Annotated in this window: 27 protein-coding genes and 1 tRNA gene; 16 read left to right on the top strand and 12 right to left on the bottom strand. The window is 63.3% G+C overall.

Annotation, left to right across the window (positions count from 1 at the left end; genetic code table 11):
- Nucleotides 1–76 precede the first annotated feature (76 nt).
- The 6 genes from ACRCYW_RS02280 (at nucleotide 77) to dedD (ending at nucleotide 7,626) form a co-directional block, all read left to right on the top strand.
- Nucleotides 77–1,093 carry an aspartate-semialdehyde dehydrogenase gene (locus ACRCYW_RS02280; RefSeq protein WP_438548558.1) on the top strand — a complete coding sequence of 339 codons (1,017 nt, stop codon included), beginning with the start codon at nucleotides 77–79 and terminating at the stop codon, nucleotides 1,091–1,093.
- A 284-nt stretch (nucleotides 1,094–1,377) separates the two neighbouring features.
- Entirely contained in the window at nucleotides 1,378–3,519 is a 2,142-nt protein-coding gene (locus ACRCYW_RS02275; protein WP_438548557.1) for a FimV/HubP family polar landmark protein, read from the top strand.
- Nucleotides 3,520–3,713: 194 nt separating this feature from the next.
- Nucleotides 3,714–4,523 carry a tRNA pseudouridine(38-40) synthase TruA gene (truA, locus tag ACRCYW_RS02270; RefSeq protein WP_438548556.1) on the top strand — a complete coding sequence of 270 codons (810 nt, stop codon included), beginning with the start codon at nucleotides 3,714–3,716 and terminating at the stop codon, nucleotides 4,521–4,523.
- A gap of 119 nt (nucleotides 4,524–4,642) precedes the next feature.
- The gene (gene accD / locus ACRCYW_RS02265) at nucleotides 4,643–5,506 is read left to right on the top strand and encodes an acetyl-CoA carboxylase, carboxyltransferase subunit beta (RefSeq protein ID WP_438548555.1); all 864 of its coding nucleotides are present in this window, start codon (nucleotides 4,643–4,645) and stop codon (nucleotides 5,504–5,506) included.
- A 1-nt stretch (nucleotide 5,507) separates the two neighbouring features.
- Nucleotides 5,508–6,791 (top strand): bifunctional tetrahydrofolate synthase/dihydrofolate synthase, encoded by a 1,284-nt coding sequence (folC, locus tag ACRCYW_RS02260; RefSeq protein WP_438548554.1) that lies wholly within the window; start codon nucleotides 5,508–5,510, stop codon nucleotides 6,789–6,791.
- Nucleotides 6,792–6,846: 55 nt separating this feature from the next.
- Nucleotides 6,847–7,626 carry a cell division protein DedD gene (gene dedD / locus ACRCYW_RS02255; protein WP_438548553.1) on the top strand — a complete coding sequence of 260 codons (780 nt, stop codon included), beginning with the start codon at nucleotides 6,847–6,849 and terminating at the stop codon, nucleotides 7,624–7,626.
- 52 nt (nucleotides 7,627–7,678) lie between these two features.
- On the opposite strand, the gene ACRCYW_RS02250 is transcribed toward dedD, so the two are convergent.
- The 4 genes from ACRCYW_RS02250 to ACRCYW_RS02235 form a co-directional block, all read right to left on the bottom strand.
- A complete protein-coding gene (locus ACRCYW_RS02250) occupies nucleotides 7,679–8,023 on the bottom strand; it encodes a TusE/DsrC/DsvC family sulfur relay protein (protein ID WP_438548552.1) in 345 nt (114 codons plus the stop codon).
- 24 nt (nucleotides 8,024–8,047) lie between these two features.
- Complete coding sequence (gene yccS, locus ACRCYW_RS02245; protein WP_438548551.1) at nucleotides 8,048–10,213, bottom strand: YccS family putative transporter; 2,166 nt, start codon at nucleotides 10,211–10,213, stop codon at nucleotides 8,048–8,050.
- Complete coding sequence (locus tag ACRCYW_RS02240) at nucleotides 10,203–10,391, bottom strand: hypothetical protein (RefSeq protein WP_438548550.1); 189 nt, start codon at nucleotides 10,389–10,391, stop codon at nucleotides 10,203–10,205. Before ACRCYW_RS02240 ends, yccS begins: the two co-directional genes overlap by 11 nt.
- Before the next feature lie 89 nt (nucleotides 10,392–10,480).
- The gene (locus ACRCYW_RS02235; RefSeq protein WP_438548549.1) at nucleotides 10,481–11,137 is read right to left on the bottom strand and encodes a Bax inhibitor-1/YccA family protein; all 657 of its coding nucleotides are present in this window, start codon (nucleotides 11,135–11,137) and stop codon (nucleotides 10,481–10,483) included.
- Nucleotides 11,138–11,321: 184 nt separating this feature from the next.
- Between ACRCYW_RS02235 and ACRCYW_RS02230 the strand changes: the two genes are divergently transcribed.
- Nucleotides 11,322–11,409 (top strand) — tRNA-Ser (locus tag ACRCYW_RS02230).
- 176 nt (nucleotides 11,410–11,585) lie between these two features.
- On the opposite strand, the gene sctU is transcribed toward ACRCYW_RS02230, so the two are convergent.
- The 8 genes from sctU to ascN all read right to left on the bottom strand — a co-directional run bounded on the left by sctU (nucleotide 11,586) and on the right by ascN (nucleotide 18,175).
- Nucleotides 11,586–12,647, bottom strand: a complete 1,062-nt coding sequence (gene sctU / locus ACRCYW_RS02225) for a type III secretion system export apparatus subunit SctU (protein WP_438548548.1) — start codon at nucleotides 12,645–12,647, stop codon at nucleotides 11,586–11,588.
- Entirely contained in the window at nucleotides 12,644–13,432 is a 789-nt protein-coding gene (gene sctT / locus ACRCYW_RS02220) for a type III secretion system export apparatus subunit SctT (RefSeq protein WP_438548547.1), read from the bottom strand. The genes sctU and sctT overlap by 4 nt, the downstream gene beginning before the upstream one ends.
- Nucleotides 13,429–13,695: a SctS family type III secretion system export apparatus subunit AscS gene (gene ascS / locus ACRCYW_RS02215; protein ID WP_042654982.1), complete on the bottom strand. Its 267-nt coding sequence runs from the start codon at nucleotides 13,693–13,695 to the stop codon at nucleotides 13,429–13,431. The genes sctT and ascS overlap by 4 nt, the downstream gene beginning before the upstream one ends.
- Nucleotide 13,696: 1 nt before the next feature.
- Nucleotides 13,697–14,350, bottom strand: coding sequence for a SctR family type III secretion system export apparatus subunit AscR (ascR, locus tag ACRCYW_RS02210; RefSeq protein WP_438548546.1), 654 nt, complete (start codon nucleotides 14,348–14,350; stop codon nucleotides 13,697–13,699).
- The gene (sctQ, locus tag ACRCYW_RS02205) at nucleotides 14,347–15,282 is read right to left on the bottom strand and encodes a type III secretion system cytoplasmic ring protein SctQ (RefSeq protein ID WP_438548545.1); all 936 of its coding nucleotides are present in this window, start codon (nucleotides 15,280–15,282) and stop codon (nucleotides 14,347–14,349) included. The genes ascR and sctQ overlap by 4 nt, the downstream gene beginning before the upstream one ends.
- Nucleotides 15,279–15,794 (bottom strand): type III secretion system needle length determinant, encoded by a 516-nt coding sequence (locus ACRCYW_RS02200; RefSeq protein ID WP_438548544.1) that lies wholly within the window; start codon nucleotides 15,792–15,794, stop codon nucleotides 15,279–15,281. The genes sctQ and ACRCYW_RS02200 overlap by 4 nt, the downstream gene beginning before the upstream one ends.
- Nucleotides 15,795–16,394: 600 nt before the next feature.
- Nucleotides 16,395–16,856, bottom strand: coding sequence for a type III secretion system stalk subunit SctO (gene sctO / locus ACRCYW_RS02195; RefSeq protein ID WP_438548543.1), 462 nt, complete (start codon nucleotides 16,854–16,856; stop codon nucleotides 16,395–16,397).
- Nucleotides 16,853–18,175 carry a SctN family type III secretion system ATPase AscN gene (gene ascN, locus ACRCYW_RS02190; protein ID WP_438548542.1) on the bottom strand — a complete coding sequence of 441 codons (1,323 nt, stop codon included), beginning with the start codon at nucleotides 18,173–18,175 and terminating at the stop codon, nucleotides 16,853–16,855. Before ascN ends, sctO begins: the two co-directional genes overlap by 4 nt.
- A gap of 188 nt (nucleotides 18,176–18,363) precedes the next feature.
- Here ascN and sctW point away from each other — a divergent pair, with 188 nt between their 5' ends.
- From sctW to ACRCYW_RS02145, 9 genes are read left to right on the top strand one after another with little or no spacing between them, the layout of a single operon-like run.
- Nucleotides 18,364–19,242, top strand: coding sequence for a type III secretion system gatekeeper subunit SctW (gene sctW / locus ACRCYW_RS02185; protein ID WP_438548541.1), 879 nt, complete (start codon nucleotides 18,364–18,366; stop codon nucleotides 19,240–19,242).
- Nucleotides 19,223–19,504, top strand: coding sequence for a TyeA family type III secretion system gatekeeper subunit (locus ACRCYW_RS02180; RefSeq protein WP_438548540.1), 282 nt, complete (start codon nucleotides 19,223–19,225; stop codon nucleotides 19,502–19,504). The genes sctW and ACRCYW_RS02180 overlap by 20 nt, the downstream gene beginning before the upstream one ends.
- Nucleotides 19,501–19,872: a SycN family type III secretion system chaperone Acr2 gene (acr2, locus tag ACRCYW_RS02175; RefSeq protein WP_438548539.1), complete on the top strand. Its 372-nt coding sequence runs from the start codon at nucleotides 19,501–19,503 to the stop codon at nucleotides 19,870–19,872. The genes ACRCYW_RS02180 and acr2 overlap by 4 nt, the downstream gene beginning before the upstream one ends.
- Entirely contained in the window at nucleotides 19,869–20,234 is a 366-nt protein-coding gene (gene ascX, locus ACRCYW_RS02170) for a type III secretion system protein AscX (protein ID WP_438548538.1), read from the top strand. The genes acr2 and ascX overlap by 4 nt, the downstream gene beginning before the upstream one ends.
- Nucleotides 20,235–20,236: 2 nt before the next feature.
- Nucleotides 20,237–20,581, top strand: a complete 345-nt coding sequence (ascY, locus tag ACRCYW_RS02165) for a type III secretion system chaperone AscY (protein ID WP_438548537.1) — start codon at nucleotides 20,237–20,239, stop codon at nucleotides 20,579–20,581.
- The gene (ascV, locus tag ACRCYW_RS02160) at nucleotides 20,514–22,676 is read left to right on the top strand and encodes a SctV family type III secretion system export apparatus subunit AscV (protein ID WP_438548536.1); all 2,163 of its coding nucleotides are present in this window, start codon (nucleotides 20,514–20,516) and stop codon (nucleotides 22,674–22,676) included. The genes ascY and ascV overlap by 68 nt, the downstream gene beginning before the upstream one ends.
- Nucleotides 22,673–23,113, top strand: a complete 441-nt coding sequence (locus tag ACRCYW_RS02155; protein ID WP_438548535.1) for an LcrR family type III secretion system chaperone — start codon at nucleotides 22,673–22,675, stop codon at nucleotides 23,111–23,113. The genes ascV and ACRCYW_RS02155 overlap by 4 nt, the downstream gene beginning before the upstream one ends.
- A gap of 39 nt (nucleotides 23,114–23,152) precedes the next feature.
- A complete protein-coding gene (locus ACRCYW_RS02150; protein WP_438548534.1) occupies nucleotides 23,153–23,440 on the top strand; it encodes an LcrG family type III secretion system chaperone in 288 nt (95 codons plus the stop codon).
- 9 nt (nucleotides 23,441–23,449) lie between these two features.
- Nucleotides 23,450–24,472 (top strand): virulence-associated V antigen, encoded by a 1,023-nt coding sequence (locus tag ACRCYW_RS02145; protein WP_438548533.1) that lies wholly within the window; start codon nucleotides 23,450–23,452, stop codon nucleotides 24,470–24,472.
- Nucleotides 24,473–24,477 lie beyond the last annotated feature (5 nt).

Genomic DNA, 24,477 nt, shown 5'->3' with positions numbered 1-24,477 from the left:
CCAAACTCGTTATCGGGCAGACCCGTCTGCCACAGGGTGATGCCAGCGCGTCACCGGACCATTTAGAGGAGAGAACATGAGTCAGCAATTCAACGTAGCGGTATTGGGCGCGAGCGGCGCCGTGGGTGAAGCCATGATCGAGATCCTGGAGGAGCGTGCCTTCCCGGTGGCGACCCTCTACCCGCTGGCTTCCAGCCGCAGCGCCGGCGATACCGTGCGCTTCGGTGGCAAGAACGTCGAGATCCTGGACGTGGAGGCGTTTGACTGGAGCCAGGTGCAGATAGCGCTCTTCTCCGCCGGTGCCGAAGTCTCCGCCAAGTGGGCACCGATTGCCGCCGAGCACGGCTGCATCGTCATCGACAACACCTCCTGCTTCCGTTACGACGAAGAGATCCCCCTGGTGATCCCCGAGGTGAACCCGGATGCCCTGGCAGATTTTCGCAACCGCAACATCATCGCCAACCCGAACTGCTCCACCATACAGATGCTGGTGGCCCTGAAGCCCCTGCAAGACGAGGTGGGGATCGCCCGCATCAACGTGGCGACCTACCAGTCCGTCTCCGGCTCCGGCAAGGAGGGGGTGAGCGAGCTGGCGGGCCAGACCGCCCACCTGCTCAACGGCCGCCCGGTGGAGCCCAGCCTCTACCCCCAGCAGATCGCCTTCAACCTCATCCCGCAGATCGACGCCTTCACCGACAACGGCTACACCCGGGAAGAGATGAAGATGGTGTGGGAGACCCAGAAGATCCTGGGGGATGCCAGCATCGCCGTGAACCCCACCTGTGTGCGGGTGCCCGTCTTCTATGGCCACGCCGAGGCGGTCCACGTCGAACTGCACCAGCCCCTGGACGCCGAGCAGGTCAAGGATCTGCTGCGCAATGCGCCGGGTGTGACCCTGTTCGATGACGACGCCGACTACCCGACCCCGGTGCGCGACGCCACCGGCAAGGATGAGGTGCTGGTGGGCCGGGTGCGCCAGGATATTTCTCATCCCAGCGGTATCAATATGTGGATCGTGGCCGATAACGTTCGTAAGGGCGCGGCGACCAACAGCGTGCAGATTGCCGAACTGCTGGTGCGCGACTACCTCTGAGCCCCTGAATGACCCGGGGTGGGGAAGGCGTCTCACCCCGCGGGCCTGTCGGCAGCAAGGTCCCGGCCGGGACTGACGGCGCCGACGGGAAATTTGATAATGTGGCGTGAGATCAGTGGATTAAGCTTTTTTCTAGCCGGATGCCAGTGCACTGGCACGAGTTGAGCGCTAAATGTGTCGGATCGCTGGCTTGAGGCCCGCGCCTGATTTATATTGAGCCGATTGTTTTGGGGTAACTATCCAGATTTTTCAATGTGATAGGGCCGTCATACGAAGGAACGAACATGGGACACTCCCGCATAACGCTGGCAACGCTACTGGCATTGGGTCTTCTGGGCACGGTTCAGGCCGACGAAGGGGGACGCGAGCCTTTCTTCGTCGAGCTCAAGGGCCCGGATGGTACGCCGCCCCCCGCGGTGCAACCACAGCCTCAGGCCCAGCCGGTCGCCCCTGTCACCTTGCCCAAGGTGCAGCCCATCGTCCGTCAGGTGCCGGGCACCCAGGTCGGCAGCTATGGCCCTGTCCGTTCCACCGATACCCTCTGGAGCCTGGCGAGCAAGCACAGACCCTCCAACCGGGTGACCGTCTATCAGACCATGGTGGCGATCTACGACAAGAATCCCCGCAGTTTCGCCGATGGCAACATCAACCACATCCTGGTGGGGGCCCGCATCCTGCTGCCCACGGCGGCCGAGGCAAACCGCATCACGGATGCCGAGGCCCGTCGCCGCTTCAACAGCGACAACGCCAGCTGGAAGGGGCTGAGTCCCAAATACCTGGCCAGCAAGCAGGCCGAGGCCGCCAAGCCTCAGACCAAGGTCGTCGCCGCGCCCGTCAAGGCTCCGGTGGCCAAGGCCGCCCCCATTCCGGCGGCGCCCAAGGTGACTCCGCCAGTGGCGAACGAAGCGAAGGAGGTCGCCAAGACCGCCGAGCCGGTCGCGAGTCCGGTGAGTGCGGCCGCCGGCACGGCGCCGGCCCCGCTGCCCGCCGACGTGGTGGCACCGGTCGGCAAGCCGTCCACCGAGATGGCGCTGGCGCTGGAAGATGCCAACGCCCAGCTCGGCCAGGTCACCGAGATGAACCACAGGCTCAAGCTGCGTCTGCAGTCCCTGACCGAAGAGGTGGAGACCCTCAAGGCCCAGCTGCAGGATCAGACCGCACTGCAAAAAGAGGTGGCCGAGCTCAAGGCCAAGCCGGTGCCCCCCGTGGTGGTCCCAGAACCCAAACAGAACTGGGTGATGGAGCTGCTCGCCTCACCGCTGAACCTCGCCATGATCATCCTGCTGCCCGTGCTGCTGGTGCTGGCGCTGGTGACGCTCTGGCTGCGGGCCCGTGCCCGGCGCGAGCTGGAAGAGCAGGAGAAGAGCCTCTCCGAATCCACCTCCATGGTGATGGGGGACGAGAGCAGCGAGTTCGATCAGCTGATGACGGTGGGCATCGCCGACGACGAGCCCATGCGCCCCATACCGGATCGCAACGGACCGGAGAGCGCTCTGGAGGAAGGTCAGAGCAAGAATGATGTCATCTTCAGCGATGACGGCGAGCTGGCCCTCTCCGCCTTTGACGTGGAGCCCGCAGTGACCACGGCGAACCGGGATCCGGATCTGGTACCCGAACTGGATCTGGCCCATGAGGGGGGCTTCGACATCGAGTCCGAGCCGGATCTCGATCTCTCCCGGGAGTTCGACAAGCCCAAGGGTGCCCGCGATGAGATCATGACTGAAGAGGAGCTGCAGGCGGCCCTCTTTGCCGAGCTGGACGCGGATCTCGACGCCGATCTGGCCAAGGAGGCAGCGGCGCCCCAAAGCCGCCGGGACGACGAGCTGGCCAACTTCGACCTGAGCGATTTCGAATCCGCCTTCGACGAGCCCGCCGATAAGGCGCCAGCGGCGAAGAACGACGCCGGTGCTTATGGCAAGAGCGATGTGGACGACATGCTGGCGGAGCTCGGCCTCGAGCCCGAGCCCAAGCAGGCCCCCGATCAGGCACTCGATCAGACAAGCAAGCAGGAGGCCTGGGATCCCAACGAGCTGGCCCTCGCCGATTTCGAGGATGCCTTCACCGAGGTGGAGCCCCACGAGGAGCCGCCCAGGGAGGTCAAGCCCCGCGAGCAGGCCCAGGCGAACGACTACGTCGAGATCGACAAGCTCTTGGCGGAGGCCAATGCCAGCAGCACCGAGCAGGAGCCTTATCAGGGCTTCTCCCTGGATGTGGGGCTGGACGGTTTCCCCGAGGTGCTGCCGGAGTCCACCGGCTTCGATGTGGATGCGGACGATGGCGGAGTGGGGGCCAAACTGGATCTGGCTCGTGCCTACCTCGAGATCGATGACAAGGAGAGCGCCCGCGAGCTGCTGCAGGAGGCCGCGGCCCAGGGCAGCGAACACCAGCGCAACGAGGCAGAGAAGCTGCTCAAGCGCCTGGGATAAGCCGAGCCACCGATATGAAGGCAGCCTGCGGGCTGCCTTTTTGTTTCACTGGCAGCCTGGCCGTCTGCGGATGCCGGCGAAGGTGCAAGCCCTGAGAAGCCCGGTCAGCTGGGGGCGGGTTTGGGACTTTTGCGCCAAGCGGGTATAATCCGCCCCGTTTCTTTCATCCTTTCCCCATAAGACAAGTTTCATCCATGCGAATTGCCCTAGGTATTGAATATGACGGCAGCCGGTACTTCGGCTGGCAGCGTCAGCGAGAAGTGATCAGCGTCCAGGAAGAGCTGGAAAAAGCCATCAGCCGCATCGCCAACCACCCTGTGTCCATCCAGTGTGCCGGCCGTACCGATGCCGGGGTCCACGCCACCGGCCAGGTGATCCACTTCGATACCGAGTCCAATCGCGCCGAGTCCGCCTGGACCCTGGGGCTCAACTCCAACCTGCCGCCGGACATCGGCGTGCGCTGGGTCAAGGAGGTGGACGAGACGTTCCACGCCCGCTTCAGCGCCACCGCCCGTCGCTACCGCTACGTCATCTACAACCACAATTATCGCCCGGCGATCCTCGGCAGCGGCGTCAGCCACTACCACGAGGCCATAGACGCGGCACTGATGCACCAGGCGGGCCAGAGCCTCATCGGGGAGCACGACTTCAGCACCTTCCGGGCCATCGCCTGCCAGTCCAACACCCCCTGGCGCAACGTGACCCACCTTTGCGTGAGCCGCCAGGGTCCCTACATAGTGCTGGATATCCGCGCCAACGCCTTCTTGCACCACATGGTGCGCAACATCACCGGCTCCCTGTTGCTGGTGGGGCAGGGGCTCCAACCGGTGGAGTGGATCGCCGAGGTGCTGGCCCAGAAGGATCGCAACCTGGCCGGGCCCACCGCCAAGGCGGGGGGGCTCTATCTGGTGGACGTGGATTACCCGGATGAGTTCGGTCTGCCCCGGCTGCCCCTCGGCCCGCTCTGGCTGCCGGACTCGGCACCGGGTACGACCAGTTTTTAGTAACTGGGCCCGAAAATTTGTGGTTTAATGACCCGTTATTTATTGCCATCGAGCCCTTAAGTCATTGAACAACCAAGGCCCGATGTGTTTTGTCAGGCACAAAAGCATTAAGGAATTCCATGAGCTGGCTTGAGAAGATCCTTCCCAAGAGCAAGATCACGACACCCCGTCGTCACAACATCCCGGAAGGGGTGTGGACCAAGTGCACGTCTTGCGAACAGGTACTCTACCGGGCAGAACTGGAGCGCAATCTCGAAGTGTGCCCCAAGTGTGATCATCATATGCGGATCAGTGCCCGCGCCCGTCTCGAGAGCTTCCTCGACGTCGAAGGCCGCAGTGAAGTGGCTGCCGAGCTGGAGCCGCAGGACATCTTGAAATTCAAGGATTCCAAGCGCTACAAGGATCGTTTGTCTGCCGCTCAGAAAGAGACGGGAGAAAAAGATGCGCTGGTGGTGATGAAGGGGACCCTGAAGGGGGTGCCGGTCGTCGCCTGTTCGTTCGAGTTCTCCTTCATTGGTGGCTCCATGTCCTCCGTGGTCGGTGCCCGCTTCGTGCGTGCCGTCGAGGAGAGCATCAAGGAAGGCCGCGGCCTGGTCTGCTTCTCCACCTCGGGTGGGGCGCGCATGCAGGAAGCCCTGTTCTCCCTGATGCAGATGGCCAAGACCAGTGCGGCGCTGGACAGGCTGACCAAGGCCGGCCTGCCGTTCATCTCCGTGCTGACCGACCCCACCATGGGTGGCGTATCCGCGAGTCTCGCCATGCTGGGTGACATCAATGTGGGCGAGCCCAAGGCGCTGATCGGCTTCGCCGGCCCCCGCGTCATCGAGCAGACAGTGCGCGAGAAGCTGCCGGAAGGCTTCCAGCGCTCCGAGTTCCTGCTGGAGAAAGGCGCCATCGATCTCATCATCGATCGCCGCGAGATGCGCAACCGCCTGGCCGGCCTGCTGGCCAAGCTGATGAACACTCAAGTCATCGAAGAGTAAGATGAGTTCACAGATGCAATCTTCCCAAAGCCGGTCGCTGTGCGACTGGCTTTCTTATTTGGAGCAGATCCACCCGGTCAATATCGACATGGGGCTGGATAGGGTCGGGGCCGTTGCCCGTCGCATGGGGCTCACCGAGCTGCCGTTCAAGGTGATCACGGTGGCGGGCACCAATGGCAAGGGATCCTCCTGCGCCATGGCCGCCAGCATACTGATGGCCGCCGGTTACAGGGTGGGGGTCTACTCCTCGCCGCACCTGCTGCGCTTTACTGAGCGGGTGCGCATCGACGGTGCCGAGCTCTCCGAGAACGCGCACTGCGAGGCGTTCGCCGCGGTGGAAGCGGCCCGCGCCGAGATAGCGCTCACCTTCTTCGAGTTCGCGACCCTGGCCGGGCTCTGGCTGTTTCGCCGCGCCGCGCCGGACGTGCTCTTGCTGGAAGTGGGGCTGGGCGGCCGCCTCGATGCCACCAACGTGGTGGAGTCCGATGTCGCCATGATCACCTCCATCGCGCTGGATCACTGCGACTGGCTCGGGGATACCCGGGAAGCGGTGGCGGTGGAAAAAGCCGGCGTCTATCGCAAGGCCAAGCCCGCCATCAGCGGCGAGCCGAACCCGCCCGCCACCATCGCGAGCGAAGCCCTGCATCTGGGAGCCTGCCTGCGCCAGGTCGGCATCGATTTTCGTGGGGAAGAGCACGAAACAGCCTGGGATTATCACGGTCTGAACCACTGGCTCGGCCTGCCCAAGCCTGCCCTGCCGCTGATGAACGCGGTGACAGTTCTGGCGGCGCTGGAGTCCCTGGGGCTGCCGTTGCCGGAGGCGGCCATTCGGCAGGGGCTGGCGGATGCCCGATTGGCGGGGCGGATGCAGCGACTGCAAAACGACCCGCTGGTCATCGTCGACGTGGCCCACAACCCGCACTCGGCGGCCTATCTCGCGAGCCAGCTGCTCCAGATCCCCTGCCGAGGGAAGCGGCGCGCCGTGGTCGGCATGCTCAAAGACAAGGACATGGCGGGTTCGCTTGCGGAACTCGATGGACTTATCGATGCGTGGTATCTCGCGAGCCTGCACGGCCCCCGCGCCGCCACCTCGGCCCAGCTCGCGACCGCACTATTAGTTGCAACACCGGTGGTTGCAACGCCGGGCGAGCAGGGGCCGGCCGTACAGTTCGAGTCGGTGACCGAGGCTTATGAGGCAGCGCTGGCCGCTTCGAGTCCTGATGATATGGTCATTGTGTTCGGCTCGTTTTACACTGTCGCCGAGGTGTTGGCGACGCGTGCTTGAGTCGCTTGCCACTCTTGTTCGCATCATCGATTAAGCAATATGGGTAGGACTTAACTTGGCTTCGAAGTTTCAAAACAGATTGGTGGGGACCGTCATCCTGGTCGCCCTGGTGGTCATCTTTCTGCCGGATCTGATGGACGGCAACAAGCTGGAGCAAAAGGACGAGGCGTTCGCCAACATCCCGCTGCGCCCCGAGCTCGAGCCGGCCAAGCCCGAGCTGCAGGTGTCGGCCGCGAGCACCTTGCCTGCCGAACATCTGGCGAGCCAGCAACAGGCCTCTGCCGCCCAGCAGTGGCAGGTGGAGGAGATAGGCAATACGGTCACCCTGGCGAACAACGGCCAGCAGGCGCAGCCGCCAGCCACGGCGCCGACAACCCAGCCTGTGACGCAACCAGCGGTTCAACCCAAGCCTCAGCCCAAACCCGAGGTGGTGGCCCAGAAACCGGTGGAGCAGCCCAAACCCAAACCTGTGCCCCCCAAGCCGGTGGAGGTGAAAAAGCCTGAGCCGAGCAAGCCCCAGGTTGGCCAGATCAAGACCATGGACGATCTCATCGCGAGCAAGATGACTACGCCGGCTCCTGCCGCCGCCCCGGCCCAGGGCAGCTGGATCCTGCAGCTCGGCGCCTTCAAGAACGCAGAGAGCGTCAATGCCCTGGTGAGCAAGCTGCGGGCCGCCGGCTACTCGGCCCAGACTTCGCCGAGAACCCCGGTACAGGGTCAGATCACCCGGGTCTTCATCGGACCGGATGTCTCAAAGGCCAGGCTGCAGGGCATGCAGAGCAAGATAAGCCAGATGACCGGGCTCGGTGGCTCTGTGGTGGCCTACAACCCCTGAGGCTGACCCCTTCGTCTGCAATAAAAAACCGCGCCTTGGCGCGGTTTTTTTATTAGATGCATTTCACCGGTTTGGGCAGGCCGGCGATCTTGGTGGCCTGCTTGGCGGGTCCTTCGGGGAACAGCTTGTAGAGATAGCGGCTGTTGCCCTTCTCTGGGCCGTACTGCTTCTCCATCGCCTTGACCAGGGCGCGGATGGCGGGGGAGGTGTTGAACTCCAGATAGAAGGCCCGCACGAAGCGCACCACTTCCCAGTGGGGCTCCTCCAGCACTATACCCTCCCGCTCGGCCAGCACCAGCGCCAGCGCCTCGCTCCACTCCTCGCTATGGCGCAGATAGCCCTTGGCATCGGTTTCTATGGTTTGACCGTTGAATTCCAGCTGATGATGCTCAGACATCGGGGGCTCCTCGCAAAGGGGGGATCAGGATTGGGCGGGCATGGTAGCGCCTTGTCCCTGTGTGAGCAACCGGCTCTGGTTGGCCAGGCTCAGCAACTCGTCCGCCAGCTCGCTGATGAGGGTCAGCTGCTGGGTCAGCATCAACTGCTCCTCGCTGCTGTCCGGGGCGAGTTCCGGGCACTGCCCCTCGAGCCGCGCCGGCATCTCCCCCGCCAGATGGCCGGCGGCCCGCTCCAGGGTGTGGCTGATGTGACGGCCGATCTCGTCGAGCCCAGGGATGGCTTCCAGCTTGTCGCGATGGGCGCCGAGGGCCGAGATGTAGGAGAGCAGGGCGTGGTTGCGCCAGGTGAGGGTGAAGCAGAGATCGAGGACGCGGCGGCGCTTGCTCGGCTCCACCAGCATGCTCTGCCAGGCCATGGCCAGCTCGCTGTCGGCCAGATGGGCGCACTTGCGGGCGACCCGGTAGTCGAGGGATTCGTCCCGCTGGCGGTGCAGGCTGGCGAGCACAGCCGAGAGGTAGCGGGCGTTGGCGGACAGAGAGTTGGCGATGAGGCTCGGCAGCCGCTTGTACTGCCAGTCCGGCCAGAGCCAGGCCACCAGAGCGTAGGAGAGCAGGCAGCCGAGCAGGGTGTCGAGCAGGCGCGGCCCCAGGATGGCGAAGCCGATGCCGTCCAGCAGGTTGAAGGCCATCAGAACGTAGAGGGTGATGAAGCAGACGGCGGCGCTGTAGTTGCTGCGCACCTGGGTGAAGAACAGGAAGGCGGCGAGCCCCATGATCCCCAGTTGCAGGTGCAGCTCGGGGAAGAGCCAGAGCACGGGCATGCCGATGAGGATGCCGGCGAAGGTGCCGAGCATGCGCTGCACCAGCCGGCGGCGGGTGGCGCTGTAGCTGGGCTGACAGACGAAGAGCACCGTCAGCAGGATCCAGTAGCCCTTGTCCAGTTGGAACGCCTGCAGTATGCCGTAACCCACCACCAGGCCGAGGGACAACCGAAGGGCATGGCGAAACACCATGGAGTTCGGGGTCAGGTGTTGCCTGAACAGGGCCAGCAGCGGCAAGGGGGCCGGGTTGGCGAGGGCGGGCAGATCCGCGGAAGGCAAGGCCGGATTTTGCAGATCCTCGGCACTGGTCAGCAGCTGGTTGATGCTGGCGAGGTTGCGGCGCAGGAACTTCATCGGCGTCAGCAATGTCTTGGGATAGTGCTGCTTGAGGTGGGTGAACTCCAGTTGATCGCCGAGGGCCTCCAGGGTCCAGTGAATGCGCTTGTGGTGGACGTAGGGCTTGTGCACCAGGATGGCGTAGCCGAGCTGCTGACACGCCTCAGAAAGCTGCAGGAACACCTCCTGGAAGCCGTCCAGCACTATGCCCTGCTTGAGTTCGGCCTCCAGCTTGCTGTAGGGGTAGTGGCTGGAGGTGGCGCGCTCCTGAATTTCCAGCGCCAGCAGGTAGAGCCGCAGCAGGCTGGCGAGCTCGGGGGCTACCTGATGACGGCGACCTGAGCGGGCATTCAACCGGGCATTGAGGGCCGTCTTGGTCAGGTTCAGGGCGCTGACCAGGTTGATGTTGAGCTGGGCCAGGTTGTGGCGAATGGCCTGGGCGCCGTGCTCGTCCGCCGGGAAGAAGCGGGATTTCTCCAGCAGATAGCGGGCCAGGGCGAAATAGCTCTGGGCGAGCTGCTCGTGCAGGGTCTTGTAGGGCAGCAGCCAGAGCCAGACGAGGGAGACCAGTCCGTACCAGAGGGCCCCTGCACCCAGCGCCAGGGGTTGATAGAAGAGATCCGGCGCCTTGGCGGCTCCCAGCATGGTGTAGATGGCGATCAGCAGGGAGCCGAAGCTGATGGTGGCGTAGCGCTGCCCGAGCGCCCCCACCATCACGAAGATGAAGGTGGAACCCGCGAGCCCCAGGGCAAACAGCCAGGGGGTGGGGAAGAGGTATTGCACGCACAGGGAGGCGAACAGGAAGCACACCAGCGTCATGGCGAGGTTCTTCACCCGACCCCAGAGGCTGTCGTCGGTCTCGGCAATGGCACCGGCCACCACCCCGAGGGAGAGCAATACGGTGAGCTGGATGTCCCCCTGCACCAGGGCGAAGGCGAGCAGCCCCAGGATGGCCAGCAGCACCTTGAGGGCGAAGTAGATATGGCTGTCAGACAGCAGGCGGCGCAGCAGGCCGGCGAGATCAATGGGCATGGGGGAGGCTGTCCTCGTGCGCCTTGTTATCGACAGGGTGAGCAATCATTGAGTGGTGCAGCAGACTGGCAAAATCCATGGACATGGGACAGGTGAAACCCTTGAGCGAATCGAAAGCGAGAGCATAGCCGGTTGGCCACGAAAGAGCCCTGATCCAAATCAGGGCCGGGTTCTTCATGCCGGTTCATTGACTACGCCTTCACCCTAGCAGGGGCGGTGGACAATAAAAACCCCGCCGAAGCGGGGTTTTCCGTACAGCGAACCTGATTAGTTACGGTTGCCGCCGAGCAGGCTAAGCAGGCTCAGGAAGATGTTGTAGATGGAGACATACAGGGTCACGGTGGCGGAGATGTAGTTGGTCTCGCCGCCGCGCACTATCTGCTGGGTGGTCAGCAGGATGGCGCCGGAGGAGAACAGCATGAACATGGCGGACAGGGCCAGGCTCAGGGCGCTCATCTGCAGGAAGATGTTGGCGACCATGGCCACCAGCAGCACCCAGAAACCGACGAACAGCATGCCGCCGAGGAAGGAGAGATCCCGCTTGGTGGTCAGGGCATAGGCCGACAGACCGAAGAAGGTCAGGGCGGTACCACCCAGGGCGGTCATCACGATCTCGCCGCCGCCGTTGTTCATGTACATGTTGATGATGGGGCCCAGGCTATAGCCCAGCAGGCCGGTCAGGGCGAAGGTGAATACCAGCCCCATGCCGTTGTCACGGTTCTTCTCGGTCAGGAACATCAGACCGTATACGCCGATGAGGAAGATGGCCCAGTGCAGGGGCGGCATGTTCATCACGGTCGCAATCCCGGCCACCACGGCGGAGAAGCCAAGAGTGAGGGAGAGCAGCATATAGGTGTTGCGCAGCACCTTGTTGGTGTCGCGCACGGCACCCTGGGTGCCAGTGTAGATAGAACGGGTATCCATCTTGATGTCCTCTTGATTTCCGGGTTGAGGCGGCAGATTCCGCTTCGTTAACGCATTGTATGCACTGAATGTGTGGATGACGAGCGCTGATTTCAAGCGGCCCTCCAACCAGTTGTAGCTTATTGTTCCAGAACAAATATGTATTGCATATGAACAAGGGCCTGACGTAGTATGCACGCCGTTCGGAGGGGTGGCAGAGCGGCTGAATGCACCGGTCTTGAAAACCGGCGATGGGCGACCATCCGTGGGTTCAAATCCCACCCCCTCCGCCATCTATAGAGCCCAAGCGACAACGTCGTTTGGGCTTTTTTGTGTCCGTGATCCTGAGTGTGCCACTCGGTACAGCATTTAGTGCTGGCTGGAGTGTTCGACACGAGTGTCTTGCTGAAGCGTGATCTCTGGCTCTCGTTACCCCATTGTCATCCGATCGTGCAGCAAAAAATCCCGATCAGGATGCATGGTGTCCTTCTGCCTGACGCCACTGTTCCAGCCAGCGCAGCACCTCGGCGGTCGCTTCGATCTGGTCGGCCGGGATGTAGTGGTTGAGCAGGGCGTCCCGATAGAGGGCGCGGGCCAGCGGGATCCGTTGCAGCACGGGGATCCCCTCCTCTTCGGCAATTTTTCGAACCTGCAGCGCCTGGGCATTGGTGAACTTCAGGGTCACCAGCGGCAGCGGTGTCTCCCCCCGTTCGTAGCGGATGCCGATGGCGATGTGAGTCGGGTTGGCGACGATGACCGAGGAGCGCTTCACATCGGCGCGCATGTTGCTCGATTGCAGCTCCTGATGGAACTGTCGCCGTTTGCCCTTGATCTCCGGGCTCCCCTCCATCTCCTTGTATTCCCGTTTCACCTCGTCCTTGCTCATCTTGAGCTGTTTGATGTGCTGGAAGTGCTCGAAGGCGTAATCGGCGATGGCGATCACCACGAAGCCCATGGCGCAGACGGCCATCAACTGGCCCAGCATGGCGCCGAGCACCGGGGTTACGCACACCATGCCGCAACCCGGCAACTGCAGCATGGTATGCAGGTTGCCCTCTATGGTGATCCATACCAGCAGGCTGAGCAGGATGACCTTGAGCAGGGATTTGACAAACTCCATCAGGCTCTTGATGGAGAAGATCTTCTTGGCCCCCTCCACCGGGTTGATCTTCTTGATGTCCGGTTTGATGGACTCGCCGCTCAGCAAAAAGCCGTACTGGGCGACATGGGAGGCGAGCACCACCAGCACGGAGACCGCCAGGATCGGGATACACAGATAGGCCAGCTCCTGCAGCAGATTTTCGACCACATGGTTGAGGGCCTGTGCAAAGGGGAGCTGGATGTGGGACTCCGGGATCAGCATCAACTTGCCGAAGTGCTCTAGGTAGTAGTCGGACATCCCCATCAGCATGCCGATCAGCACCAGTATGATGGCGGTGGAGATCACCTCCTTGCTCTTGACGACCTGCCCCTTCTTGCGGGCGTCCCTCAGCTTCTTGGGAGTGGGCTGTTCGGTCTTCTCGCCGCTCATCTCGCCTCCAGCACCGGGGCGAGCAGACGCAGCGGATCCATCACCGCCAGCACCTGGCGATAGGCGTGATCCATCATCAGCTTGATGTAGATGACCAGCAGCAGGCTGGCGACGGCGCTCTTGATCGGCATCGCCAGCACGAAGACGTTCAGCGAGGGGGCGAAGCGGCTGATCAGGGCCAGCCCGAACTCCGCCAGAAACATGGCGATGAGCAGGGGGGCCGCCAGCAAGGCGCAGAGCAACAGCATCTGGCTGAACTGGCCATAGAAAAAGCTGATCCACTGGCTGCCGATGGCGGGGAAGAAGTGGGTCACCGGCCAGCTGGCGTAGCTCTGGAACAGGGCCCCCAGCAGGCTGAGGAAGGCCCCCCCGGCGAAGAACAGGGTGATCAGGGTCTGGGTCAGCAGCAGGCCCGTCGGACTGGTCTGGCTGGCGAGGCTCGGGTTGAACAGGGAACCCATGGCGGCCCCGCGCTGGTTGTCGATGAGAAAGCCGCTCGCCTCTATGGCCCAGAAGGGGATGGCGGCCACGAAGCCGATCAGCAGACCCAGCAGCACCTCCTTGGCGATCAGCAGGGCCAGCGCCATGCCATCCATGGCGGGCGGCAGGCTATGGGCCACCATGGGGTAGGCGTAGAGCGCCAGGGAGCAAACTACGCCGTTGCGGATCATGGCTCCCCCCAGCATCTGCTTGCTGAGGATGGGCAGCATCACGAAGCAGCTGATGAAGCGCGGCAGCAGCAGGGTATAGGCCAGCATCTGGGCCTGCAGGGTCTCCAGGGTCATCGGATCTGCGGCACCTTGAACAGCACCATGTCGGCGAAGCTGTAGAGCTCGTTGCCGAGCCAGGCCGTGGTGGCGAACAGGGTGATCACCACGGCGATCAGCTTGGCGACAAAGCCCAGGGTCTGCTCCTGGATCTGGGTCAGCGCCTGCAGCAGCGAGACCAGGGTGCCCACCAGAGCGGCGACCAGCACTGGCGGCATGGAGAGGATCAGCACCAGCCAGAGAGTCTGGCTGGTGAAATGCAGGATATCGGCGTGACTCATCTCAGCCCCCGTAGCTGGTGACCAGCCCGTGGGTCAGGCGGGCCCAGCCATCCAGCAGCACGAACAGCAGCAGCTTGAAGGGCAGCGAGATGGTCATGGGAGAGACCATCATCATCCCCATCGCCAGCAGTATGTTGGAGATGATGAGGTCGATGGCGATGAAGGGGAGATAAATCAGAAACCCTATTTCGAAGGCGCGGCTGAGCTCGCTCACGGTGAAGGCGGGCAGCAGGATCAGCAGGCTGTCCGGCTCCAGCCGATCGGCATATTCGCTCGGCCACAGCTGCTTGGTGCTGTCGACGAAGAAGGCGTGCTCCCGCGGCTTGATCTGCTTCTTGAGGAAGGCGCGGTAGGGCGCCATCCCCTCGTCGAGAAACTTCTCCACCGACTCGGACTTGGCCAGCGACACCTCGTTCTGGCGCAGGTAATCCTGGGTGGCAAAACCGACCGGGGCCATCACATAGATGCTGAGGATGATGGCCAGCCCGTACATCGCCATGTTGGGGGGGATCTGCTGTACCCCGAGGGCGTTGCGCAGCAGGGAGAAGACCACCGCCAGCTTGACGAAGGAGGTGGCCATCACGGCGATGAAGGGCAGCAGGGCCAGCAGGGCGAGGCCGACGATGAGGTTGAGCTCATCCGGTAGCTGGATCATGGCTGCGGCTCTCCACTCAGGGTCTCGACACGCACCCCCAGGCGCCCCTGGATCTCCACCAGTCGGCCGACGCCGATCCGATGACCGTTGCCGAAGATGCGCACCTCCCCGTCGAGGGGCGTGCCGAGATCGATGAGGGAGCCAGGTTGCAGGCTGGTGAGGCTGTGCCAGTCCAGGGTCTGGCGACCTACTTCGAAGCTCACCTGAATGGGCAGGCTCTCCAGCTCGGTCGGGCCGAGCGGTTCATCGGGGGCGGCGGTATACATATCGGTCAGTTCCAGATGTTGTGGGTGGGGTTGGCAATAGGCGAGGGGGCGTCCCTCCAGGCAGGCCAGCAGCCGTTGGCCCAGCATCGGATGGGGCGGCGGCAGCAGCACGTCGCCACAGGCCAGTCCGGCCAGCTCCATCACCGAGAGGCGCATCTCCCCCCAGCGCAGGGAGAGGAGCAGTGGCAGTGGCCGACGCTCTCGGGGTGGACGTGGTGGCAGTCTGGCCAGCAGCGGCTCGGGTTGATGCAACCAGAGCGAGAGGCAGACGCCTTCCCGCTTCAGCAGGATCTGCAGCGCGGGCTCGCCGGGGATAGCCGCATGACTGCTGGTCGCATTCTGGACGAGAGCCGAGCAACTGAGGCCGGATAGGGGCTGTCCCAGCCGCTCGATCAGCGCCAGTTGCAGCGGTTCGGGCAGGCTGAACAGCGCCGCCTGTTGCAGATCCGGGGCCAGCCAGCGCGCCAGCTCGGCGCCCTGGCATGCGAGCGTCAGAGCCAGTCCCTGCCAGTGCAGTTGCAGCCGGGTATCCAGGCCGACGGGTGGCAGGCCTATGGAGAGAGATAGCTCGCCACCCGACCAGTCGAAGTGCCGGCGATGCTGACTGAGACGCCGTTGCAGGGCCAGCTCTGCGACGGAGGCCGCGGGCAGTGTGATGGGCATCATGCGTCTGCGTCCCACTCTTCATAGAGGGATCTCCGTTGGCGCGAGCCCTGCTCGCTATCCCCGCGGGTGAAGAGATCGAGGGAGACCTGCTCGCCGGGATAGAGCCGCTGCAGGCGGTCGAGCAGCTCGCCGCGCCCCTGGCTGAGCTGAGACTGCCCCTGGCTGGTGGTCAGGATCTCCACCTGCAGCTCGCCCGGATGGCGGGCGATGCGGATCGCCAGTTCCCCCAGCTCCGGCAGATTGAGGCGCAGCAGGGGGGGGCGCTGTGCACGCCCCAGTTCGAGGTGAATATCCACCGCCAGCCGCTCCAGCAGTCGACCCAGTTCCTCACTGGGATCCGGGATGGCAACCCTGGCCAGCTGCAGATCCCCCGGCGTCCTGGCAAGGGGGGGGATGGGTTGCGAAGGATAGGTCGGCACGGGCTCTGAGGGGCTATCCTCCTCGCGCTCGGTGGCAAACGTGTTCGTCCCGGGCAAACCGGCATCCTCCTGTGGCCTGGGAGGAATGGCCATCTGTGACTCCTGATGGGGCTCTGCGCCGGGCTGGCGAGCCGTCGCCCTGGCCGCAGGGGAGGGGCTCGTCTGATCCTGAGGCAATGAGGCCGCCGACAGGGGCAAGAGTGGCGCCAGGCCAGCCTGGCTCTCCCGTCTTTCATCCTCTTCCTGCCAGCAGGGGTCGGTTGACGACTCCAGCTCGCCCTGCTGCCGTTTTTCTTCAACCTGGTGCCGGTCTGGCAACAGCCCCTCGAGGCGTGCCTCCTGGTGTGACCCCTCTCCTTGCAGAGGTGCATATTGCAGAGGTACACAGGGAAGGGGCGAGGGCGTGCGTGTTCGTGGCCTGTCATCGGTCTTGAGCATGGGCCCTTGCTCTCTCGCCAGGCGCTGCTGCTCTGTTTGAGAAAGGTCGGCTCGTGGCTCCCGAGCCGGGGACATGGCCCGCTCGGATCGTGCCGATTGTTCCCGCTCTGGCTGGGAGTGGTCAGCCTGCGGCTCCCGGATAGGGCGCAGCGCCCGTTCGAATCTGGCCTGTTGTTCCCGATCGGCCTGGCTGAGATGCGGCTCGTCGGGAGGGAGGGATGTTCCACCGATGGAAGTGACTCGGTTCATGGCTGGTTAGATCCTGATCTGCTGGCGGAACTCTTCTTGTTCCTGCTCTTCGTTGTAGTCGCGCAGGGCCCGCTGTGAAGCCAGCTCCTGGCGGTGAAGTTCGGCAAACTTTTCCTGTTGCTGGCGGGCTCTATGCTGCGCCAGCTGGCGTTCCTGCAGCCGGCTGCGCTCCTCGGCCACCCGCTCGGCCTGCTCGGCGGCGGTCTGCTCCAGCAGCGCCTCTCTCTCCCGCAGCAGGGCCACCTGTTGCTGCCACTGCTCCAGCCCCCGGCGATCGAGCGGTTGCTCCTGGCAGAGGAGGAACAGGCGGGCCTCCTCCTGCTGGCGCCACTGGCGGTAATCCAGGGTCTCCTGCTCGGCGTCGCGCTGGCGGGTGCGCGCCAGCTGCAGCCGGGCCTGCTGGGCGGCGAGCTGCTGCTCGGCCCGCTCCCGTCGCAGCCCCTTGATCTTCTGCAAACGGCCTATCATCGGGTCAGCGCCGTCAGGGTGGAGAGGGCCTGCGCCAGCGAGCTCGGTTCATGGGTCCCCTGCCTGAGCCACTGGCGAATGAGCTCGATGCGGGCGATGGCCTCATCGGCGATCGGATCCTGTCCCTTCTGGTATTCGCCGATCTGCAGCAGCAGCTCCACCTCCTCATACTTGGCGAGCCAGCTGCGCAGTCGGCCGGCCTGCTCCTTGTGGTCCGACCCTATGATCTGGTTCATCACCCGGCTGGCGGAGCGCAACACGTCGATGGCCGGATAGTGGTTGGCCGCCGCCAGCTTGCGCGAGAGGATGATGTGGCCGTCCAGAATGGATCGGGTCTCGTCGGCGACCGGCTCCGTCATGTCATCCCCCTCCACCAGCACGGTGTAGAGCGCGGTGATGGAACCCCGGTCCGATTGACCGGCGCGCTCCATCAGGCGGGGCAGGGCGGCAAACACCGAGGGGGGATAGCCACGCCGGGTCGGCGGCTCCCCGGCCGCCAGACCGATCTCCCGCTGGGCGCGGGCGAAGCGGGTGACGGAGTCCATCAGCAGCAGCACCCGCTTGCCCTGATCCCGGAAATATTCGGCGATGGAGGTGGCGACGAAGCCCGCCTTGGCTCGCTCCATGGCCGGGCGATCCGAGGTCGCCACCACCAGCACCGCCTTCTTGAGCCCCTCCTCGCCGAGATCCGCCTCGATAAACTCCCGCACCTCCCGTCCCCGCTCACCGATGAGGGCGAGCACGGTCACATCCACCTCGGCGCTGCGGATGAGGGAGGCGAGCAGGGTGCTCTTGCCGCCACCAGCGGCGGCGAAGATCCCCATCCGTTGCCCCTCACCACAGGTGAGCAGGCCATCGATGGCCCGGATGCCGAGGGAGAGGGGCTGCTCGATCAGCTTGCGGCTCATGGGGGGCGGGGCATCCCGGTAGACCGGATACCAGGCGGCAGGCTCCGGCAGGTGGCCGCCCCCGAAGGGGTTGCCTAGCCCGTCCAGCACCTGCCCCAGCAGATGCTCACCCACCCCGACCTGATGCATGGTGCCGGTCGGGCTCACCTCGGTGTTGGAGGAGATGCCGAACATCTCCCCAAGGGGGGTGAGCAGGGCCTGATGCTGGGCGAAACCTATCACCTCCGCCTGCAGGGAGAGGCTGTTGTCCGGGTTGCGCAGATGGCACAACTCGCCGATACGCACCCCGGGCACCACGGCCTTGAGCAGGGTTCCGGTCACCTGCGTGACCCGGCCACGGATCTGGATCAGCCGGCAGTCGTCGATGGCGTGGCTGAGCTGGTCGGCGATGTGGTCGAGGGAGAGGGTCATAGGGATAGGGGCTGATGAAACTGGCGGCCACTATAGGGGAGGACGGTCGCGCGGGATTTCAGCGCGAGCCGGGAGTTTTTAGAAAACCGTTGGGAGCGGGCTAAAAATTCACGGCCGATTTTGGCATAGGGGATCCGGGGGGATTTTTATAATGCCGCCTCCTCAATCCACCCATCACGGGAGCGTCCATGGCCATTATCCAGAACAACCCCTATAACCCGGCCACCCAGCCGGAGCCGCGCGTTGCGGAGGGGGCATCCCGCCAGATTGCGCCCCAGGGCGGCCAGTTTCAGGGGGAGCGGGTCGTGCTGGCCAGCGCGGCTCAATCCCTGGCCGATGCGGCCGAAGAGCTGACCTTTGTCTTCTCCGAACGCTCCGAACTCTCCCTGGCCAAGCGCAAGCTGAGCGACAGCCACGCCAGGATCAGCGAGATCGAGGCCCTGGTGGGTGACTATCTGGAGAAGGTGCCGGAACTCGAGCGCCAGCAGAAGCTCAAGGAGATGATCGGCCACCTCGGCAGCGGCCGGTTGGCCAATCTCTCCCAGTTGCTGGCCTACCTCGAGAGCTTCTCGGGGGAAGTGAGCGAACAGTTCGAGGCGCTCTGCCGGGCCCGCGATGCGTTGGCGGGAAGACCCGAGCTGCAGGGCACCCTGCAACTGGTCGAGCAGGCGCTGGCAAAGCTGGCCGACGAACAGGGCACTGCCATCGTGCTGGGGGCCAGGATCACGGCGCCGGCGGCCGAAGCCGCCAGGCAGGGGGTGGGGAGCGAGCAGGCGCTGCGGGATCTCTATCGCGATGCGGTGCAGGACTATCGCACGCTCGCGTCCGCCTGGCGCGACATTCACAGCCGGTTTGGCAACGGTGCACTGGAGAAGGTGACCGGCTTCATGATGAAGGCGCTCAGCGCCGATCTCGACACCCAGCAACGCTGGCTCGATCCGGTCAAGCTGGAGCGGGTGATGAGCGACATGCACAAGCTGCGGCTGCTGAACTCCCTCTCGGCTCAGGTGGACGATCTGTGGCAGCGGGTGAAGGAGGGGTCGGCCCATGGCATACGGGCCTTCTGATCTGATGGGGGATCTGATCGCCCTGGTCGAGAAACGCTGGGCCAGCGTGTTGGATGTGGAACAGATCGGCGTGCGGCTCGAATTGGAAAGCCCCCGCGAGCAGGTGCTGCTCTACCAGGAGCTCAAACGGTTGATCCGCCTGCTGCCGGTGGAGCTGTTCAGCGAAGAGGAGCAGCGCCATAACCTGCTGCAGTGCTGCCAGGGGGCGCTCGATGGTGCCATAGAACGAGAAGAAGACGAGCTATCTGGAGATCCATCATGAACTGGATTGACCCCCTGCTGGTGCAGTTTTGCCAGGATCTGGGCCTCACCCTGGGGGATGACCCTCAGCCCCTGATCCAGCTTGAGCTGGAGCAGAGCGGCACCTTGCAACTGGAGCAGCACCAGGGACAGCTGACTCTCTGGTTGGCCCGCAACCTGCCCTGGCACCAGAGCGGCGACGCCATCCGCCGGGCCATGACCCTGACGGCGGCGGCCCAGGCCCCCGCCTTGCCGGTGCGGGTCGGTTGGCTGGCCGAGGATCGGCTAATCCTGTTCGTCACCCTGGACGAGCGGGCCCTCACCCTGCCATTGCTGCACCAGGCGCTGCGCACCCTGACCCAGCTGCAGCGGGAGGTGCTGGCCCTATGAGTCGCATCACCGCCGCCCATATAGGCATCGAACGGCTCAGCGCCATCACCCTGGATGAGCTGGAAACCAGTCTGCCAGGCCGTTATGCCCTGCTGCCGGATGGCCAGTCCATCGAGCCCCATATCAGCCGCCTCTATCCCGAGCGTCTGGCGGAGCGGGCGCTGCTCGCCTTCGCGACCCCCACCAGCGGCTTTCACGATCTGCTGCGGCCCGGGGACTTCAACCAGGGAATGCAGGGACTGAGAGCCCTGCTGTCGCAGGGAGACTCCGCCGAGCTGCGGGCGGCCGCCAGCCTGCTCGAACAGATGCATCAGGATGAACAACTGATGCAGATGACGCTGCATCTGCTGCACAAGGTATGACCATGACCCTCTCGTCACGGCAGCAGGATCTGCTGCTGCTCACCGGCTGGTTGCACCTGCAATACGGCCACCCCGATCGCGCCTGCACCCTGTTGGCCGCCCTGCTGCAACTGCATCCCGAGCATCAGGCCGGCCGGCGCACCCTGCTGGTTGCCCAGCTCAGACTGGGCAAGGGGGAGGAGGCGCTGTCCCATGTGGAGCTGCTGATGCGGTCGGGGGAGGCGGACGGGCCGCTCTGGCTCTGCCGTAGCCGGGCCTGTCAGCTGATGGGCCGGCTGGATGAAGCCCGCTTCGCCTATCAACACTATCTCGAACTGGAAGAGCAGAATGAATCAACGCTCCCTTGAGCTGCTGCGCCGCATCGGCGAGCGCAAGGACATCATGCTGGCGGTGCTGCTGCTCGCCATCGTCTTCATGATGGTCCTGCCGCTGCCGCCGGTAGCCCTCGATATCCTCATCGCCATCAACATGACCATCTCTGTGGTGCTGCTGATGATGGCGGTCTACATCAACTCCCCGCTGCAGTTCTCCGCCTTCCCGGCGGTGCTGCTGATCACCACCCTGTTCCGGCTCGCCCTCTCGGTGAGCACCACCCGGATGATCCTGCTGCAGGCCGACGCCGGCCAGATCGTCTACACCTTCGGCAACTTCGTGGTGGGGGGCAATCTGGTGGTGGGGATCGTCATCTTCCTCATCATCACCATCGTCCAGTTTCTGGTGATCACCAAGGGCTCGGAGCGGGTGGCGGAGGTCAGCGCCCGCTTCTCCCTCGATGCCATGCCCGGCAAGCAGATGAGCATAGACGGCGACATGCGCGCCGGAGTGATCGACGTGCACGAGGCGCGGGAGCGCCGCAGCATCATCGAGAAGGAGAGCCAGATGTTCGGCTCCATGGATGGCGCCATGAAGTTCGTGAAGGGGGACGCCATCGCGGGCCTCATCATTATCTTCGTCAACATCCTGGGGGGGGTCACCATAGGGGTGACCCAGAAGGGGCTGTCGGCCGCCGATGCGCTGCAGCTCTACTCCATCCTGACGGTGGGGGACGGCATGGTCTCCCAGGTGCCGGCCCTGCTCATCGCCATCACCGCCGGCATCATAGTCACCCGGGTGTCGTCCGAGGAGTCTTCCGATCTCGGCTCCGACATCGGTGCCCAGGTGGTGGCACAGCCCAAGGCGATGCTGATCGGCGGTGTGCTGCTGGTGCTGTTCGGCCTGATCCCGGGCTTCCCCATGATCACCTTCTTCGCCCTGGCGGTCGTGGTGACGGCTGGGGGTTATTTCATCGGACTGCGCCAGCGCAAGGTGCTGAACGGCAGCCAGGATCTGCCGACCGTGCTGGCTCAGGGGGCCGGAGCCCCGGCGGCTCGCAGCAAGCCCAAGCCGGGCGGCAAGCCGAGGGGCAAGCTCGGCGAGAAGGAGGAGTTTGCTATGACGGTGCCCCTGCTCATCGATGTGGATGCGACCCTGCAGGCCGAGTTGGAGGCCATCGCCCTCAACGACGAGCTGGTACGGGTCAGGCGGGCCCTCTATCTGGATCTGGGGGTACCGTTCCCCGGGATCCACCTGCGTTTCAACGAGGGGATGGGACCCGGTGAATATCTGATCCAGCTGCAGGAGGTGCCGGTGGCGCGCGGGCTGCTGCGACCCGGCCACCAGCTGGTGCAGGAGAATGCCTCACAGCTCGAGCTGCTGGGGATCCCCTTCGAGGAGGGGGCGCCGCTGTTGCCGGGCCAGCCCACACTCTGGGTGACCAACGAACATCAGGAGCGGCTCGAGAAGTCTCGTCTCGCGGCCCTGACCCCGGATCAGGTGGTGACCTGGCACCTCTCCCACGTGCTGCGGGAATATGCCGAGGACTTCATCGGTATTCAGGAGACCCGCTATCTGCTTGAGCAGATGGAGGGGAGCTATGGCGAGCTGGTCAAGGAGGTACAGCGCATCATACCGCTGCAGCGGATGACCGAGATCCTGCAGCGGCTGGTGGGGGAGGACATCTCCATTCGCAACATGCGCGCCATCCTGGAGGCCATGGTGGAGTGGGGGCAGAAGGAGAAGGATGTGGTGCAGCTCACCGAGTACATCCGCAGCAGCCTCAAGCGCTACATCTGCTACAAGTACGCGAACGGCAACAACATATTGCCCGCCTACCTGCTCGATCAGCAGGTGGAGGAGCAGATCCGTGGCGGCATTCGCCAGACCAGTGCCGGCAGCTATCTGGCGCTCGATCCCACCATCACCCAGGGCTTTCTGGATCAGGTCCGCCACACGGTGGGGGATCTGGCCCAGATGCAGAACAAGCCGGTACTCATCGTCTCCATGGATATCCGCCGCTATGTGCGCAAGCTCATCGAGGGGGACTACCACGCCCTGCCGGTGCTCTCCTATCAGGAGCTGACCCAGCAGATCAACATCCAGCCGCTCGGGAGGGTCTGCCAGTGACCGGTGATCCACTGTTGCCCTGGTTTGCGGAGCGAGGGATAGCCTGCGCCAGGCACACCCTGTGCAACACCCCGATCCCACTGGGATATCTGTTTGAGCACGCCGGCCTGCGGGTCGCTTGGCGTGTCGAACGAGGGGAGCGCCGCATCTGGATCGTGTTCATCGAGAGGGTGCAGGGGCGGCAGGGGTTGACCAACCCCTTCGCCGCCCTCTATCTCCTGGCTCAGGCTGGTTTTGCCGTGCTGGGGGCAGGCTACCACCTCTATGGCAATGTCAGCGTGCTCAATGGCAGCCCCTTGAGCAGCGAACGGCTGTCCCGCTTCTATCGTCGCTGGACCGGGGCGGCAGAGCCCACACCGGGTTGGTTCTCACTCGATGTCGCCGAGGTTATCTCGTTGACATCCATGAGAAAACAACAAAACGACGACTTCCCTTGATAGGCACGTTCGACACCTGAAATTAGACTAGGAGGCAAGATGAAAGAGCACCGGGACGCTGAGCACGACGCGGCGATTGCAGAGGCTGAGCTGGCGATCAGGGACAGCGATCACCGCACGGCCTTGTTGAACGAGATGTGGGACTCCCTCGGTATCAGTCCGCAGGTGACCGGCTTGCTGTTTGCACAGGGGTCGGTGGCAGAAAAATCTCAGGCCGAACAGGAATTGCTGGGGGAGCTTTATCGTCGCCGCCAGCTTGCTCCGCCAGAGAATAACAACGGCATCCGCCCCAGGCGCCCGGCCATGATGCGCGGTTTGGTCATATAGGATATAGCGATGGAAATTAGCTCATATAAAAGAGATCCCCAACTGTTCCTGTCGGATCTGGGAAAGGTTGAACTGGATCAGCTGCAAGGCGGCAGTTCGTCGGCATTGGATGAGCTGGCCAAGCTTATCAAAGACAAGAAAATAATAATTACCGCCACCCATGACCCTAAAATAGACAGTAAATATTTTGACAGCCAAGTCGTGACCGACAATGAAGCACTGCTGAAAAAAGTGCTCGCCTATTTTATGCCGGCCGATTCGGTGAATCCAGGGGGGCAATACGACGCCCAGATAAAAGCCGGCTTTGAACAGCTCAAGAAATTAATTAACGCTGCGGCAGCGACTGGCAAGACGAGCTATACCCTGCGAGAGTTCTTGGCCGCGACCCATTATTCGCTGACGCCGGATCGGATCGATGACGATGTCATCGGGGCCATGCACGATGCCATGAGCAGTCACAGCAGCAAGCGGGATGTGCTCAAGAACGAGGTGGGCAAGCTGACCGCCGAGTTACGCACCTATTCGGTCATACAGTCGGAGATCAGCACGGCGCAAGCCAAAAAGGACAATGGTACTTTGTACACCGGGAAGGATGGCATCAATCTCTTTGACTACAAACTGTATGGCTATAGCAGTCATGCGGAATTTGCCAGAAAAGATGCGAATGGTCAGCACAATCCCCAATATCAGTTGCTGAAAGACATCGCAACCGAGAGAAATATAGATCCAGCTAATTTGTCGAAAGACAGCCCTGTATTCCTGTCGATAAAAGATTTTCTGCTTTCACCTAAGAAAGATACCGGTGCCTTGAGTGAGGTGAAAGATTCTTATAGCTATGAGAAAGATAATAATCCACTGAGCAATTTTGCGACCACGGTCGGCGACAGAGCCAAACCACTCAATGACAAGCTAAGTCAGAAAACCACCGAACTGAATGACATCAGCTCTCGCTATAACTCGGTCATAGAAGCATTGAATCGCTTTATCCAGAAATATGAAAGCGTCATGCAACAGATCCTTCAGGCCATTTAATTTTC

Origin of the sequence: Aeromonas sp. (assembly GCF_051657805.1) — a bacterium.
Lineage (GTDB): Bacteria > Pseudomonadota > Gammaproteobacteria > Enterobacterales > Aeromonadaceae > Aeromonas.
The sequence above is the reverse complement of the archived record's forward strand: the minus strand, read 5'-3'. Positions and strand labels throughout refer to the sequence as shown.

Bases quoted from the DNA above. Each gene is read 5' to 3' on its own strand.
- ascV (WP_438548536.1), top strand. From the start codon at position 20,514: ATGAAGCCCGCTTCGCCTATCAACACTATCTCGAACTGGAAGAGCAGA.
- ACRCYW_RS02180 (WP_438548540.1), top strand. From the start codon at position 19,223: ATGGCATACGGGCCTTCTGATCTGATGGGGGATCTGATCGCCCTGGTC.
- folC (WP_438548554.1), top strand. From the start codon at position 5,508: ATGAGTTCACAGATGCAATCTTCCCAAAGCCGGTCGCTGTGCGACTGG.
- ACRCYW_RS02150 (WP_438548534.1), top strand. From the start codon at position 23,153: ATGAAAGAGCACCGGGACGCTGAGCACGACGCGGCGATTGCAGAGGCT.
- ACRCYW_RS02275 (WP_438548557.1), top strand. From the start codon at position 1,378: ATGGGACACTCCCGCATAACGCTGGCAACGCTACTGGCATTGGGTCTT.
- ascY (WP_438548537.1), top strand. From the start codon at position 20,237: ATGACCCTCTCGTCACGGCAGCAGGATCTGCTGCTGCTCACCGGCTGG.
- ACRCYW_RS02235 (WP_438548549.1), bottom strand. From the start codon at position 11,137: ATGGATACCCGTTCTATCTACACTGGCACCCAGGGTGCCGTGCGCGAC.
- acr2 (WP_438548539.1), top strand. From the start codon at position 19,501: ATGAACTGGATTGACCCCCTGCTGGTGCAGTTTTGCCAGGATCTGGGC.
- ascX (WP_438548538.1), top strand. From the start codon at position 19,869: ATGAGTCGCATCACCGCCGCCCATATAGGCATCGAACGGCTCAGCGCC.
- ACRCYW_RS02240 (WP_438548550.1), bottom strand. From the start codon at position 10,391: ATGAAGAACCCGGCCCTGATTTGGATCAGGGCTCTTTCGTGGCCAACC.
- ACRCYW_RS02250 (WP_438548552.1), bottom strand. From the start codon at position 8,023: ATGTCTGAGCATCATCAGCTGGAATTCAACGGTCAAACCATAGAAACC.
- ascS (WP_042654982.1), bottom strand. From the start codon at position 13,695: ATGAGTCACGCCGATATCCTGCATTTCACCAGCCAGACTCTCTGGCTG.
- ACRCYW_RS02280 (WP_438548558.1), top strand. From the start codon at position 77: ATGAGTCAGCAATTCAACGTAGCGGTATTGGGCGCGAGCGGCGCCGTG.
- sctU (WP_438548548.1), bottom strand. From the start codon at position 12,647: ATGAGCGGCGAGAAGACCGAACAGCCCACTCCCAAGAAGCTGAGGGAC.
- truA (WP_438548556.1), top strand. From the start codon at position 3,714: ATGCGAATTGCCCTAGGTATTGAATATGACGGCAGCCGGTACTTCGGC.
- ACRCYW_RS02200 (WP_438548544.1), bottom strand. From the start codon at position 15,794: ATGGCCATTCCTCCCAGGCCACAGGAGGATGCCGGTTTGCCCGGGACG.
- sctO (WP_438548543.1), bottom strand. From the start codon at position 16,856: ATGATAGGCCGTTTGCAGAAGATCAAGGGGCTGCGACGGGAGCGGGCC.
- sctT (WP_438548547.1), bottom strand. From the start codon at position 13,432: ATGACCCTGGAGACCCTGCAGGCCCAGATGCTGGCCTATACCCTGCTG.
- ACRCYW_RS02145 (WP_438548533.1), top strand. From the start codon at position 23,450: ATGGAAATTAGCTCATATAAAAGAGATCCCCAACTGTTCCTGTCGGAT.
- sctW (WP_438548541.1), top strand. From the start codon at position 18,364: ATGGCCATTATCCAGAACAACCCCTATAACCCGGCCACCCAGCCGGAG.
- ascR (WP_438548546.1), bottom strand. From the start codon at position 14,350: ATGATCCAGCTACCGGATGAGCTCAACCTCATCGTCGGCCTCGCCCTG.
- ascN (WP_438548542.1), bottom strand. From the start codon at position 18,175: ATGACCCTCTCCCTCGACCACATCGCCGACCAGCTCAGCCACGCCATC.
- yccS (WP_438548551.1), bottom strand. From the start codon at position 10,213: ATGCCCATTGATCTCGCCGGCCTGCTGCGCCGCCTGCTGTCTGACAGC.
- sctQ (WP_438548545.1), bottom strand. From the start codon at position 15,282: ATGATGCCCATCACACTGCCCGCGGCCTCCGTCGCAGAGCTGGCCCTG.
- accD (WP_438548555.1), top strand. From the start codon at position 4,643: ATGAGCTGGCTTGAGAAGATCCTTCCCAAGAGCAAGATCACGACACCC.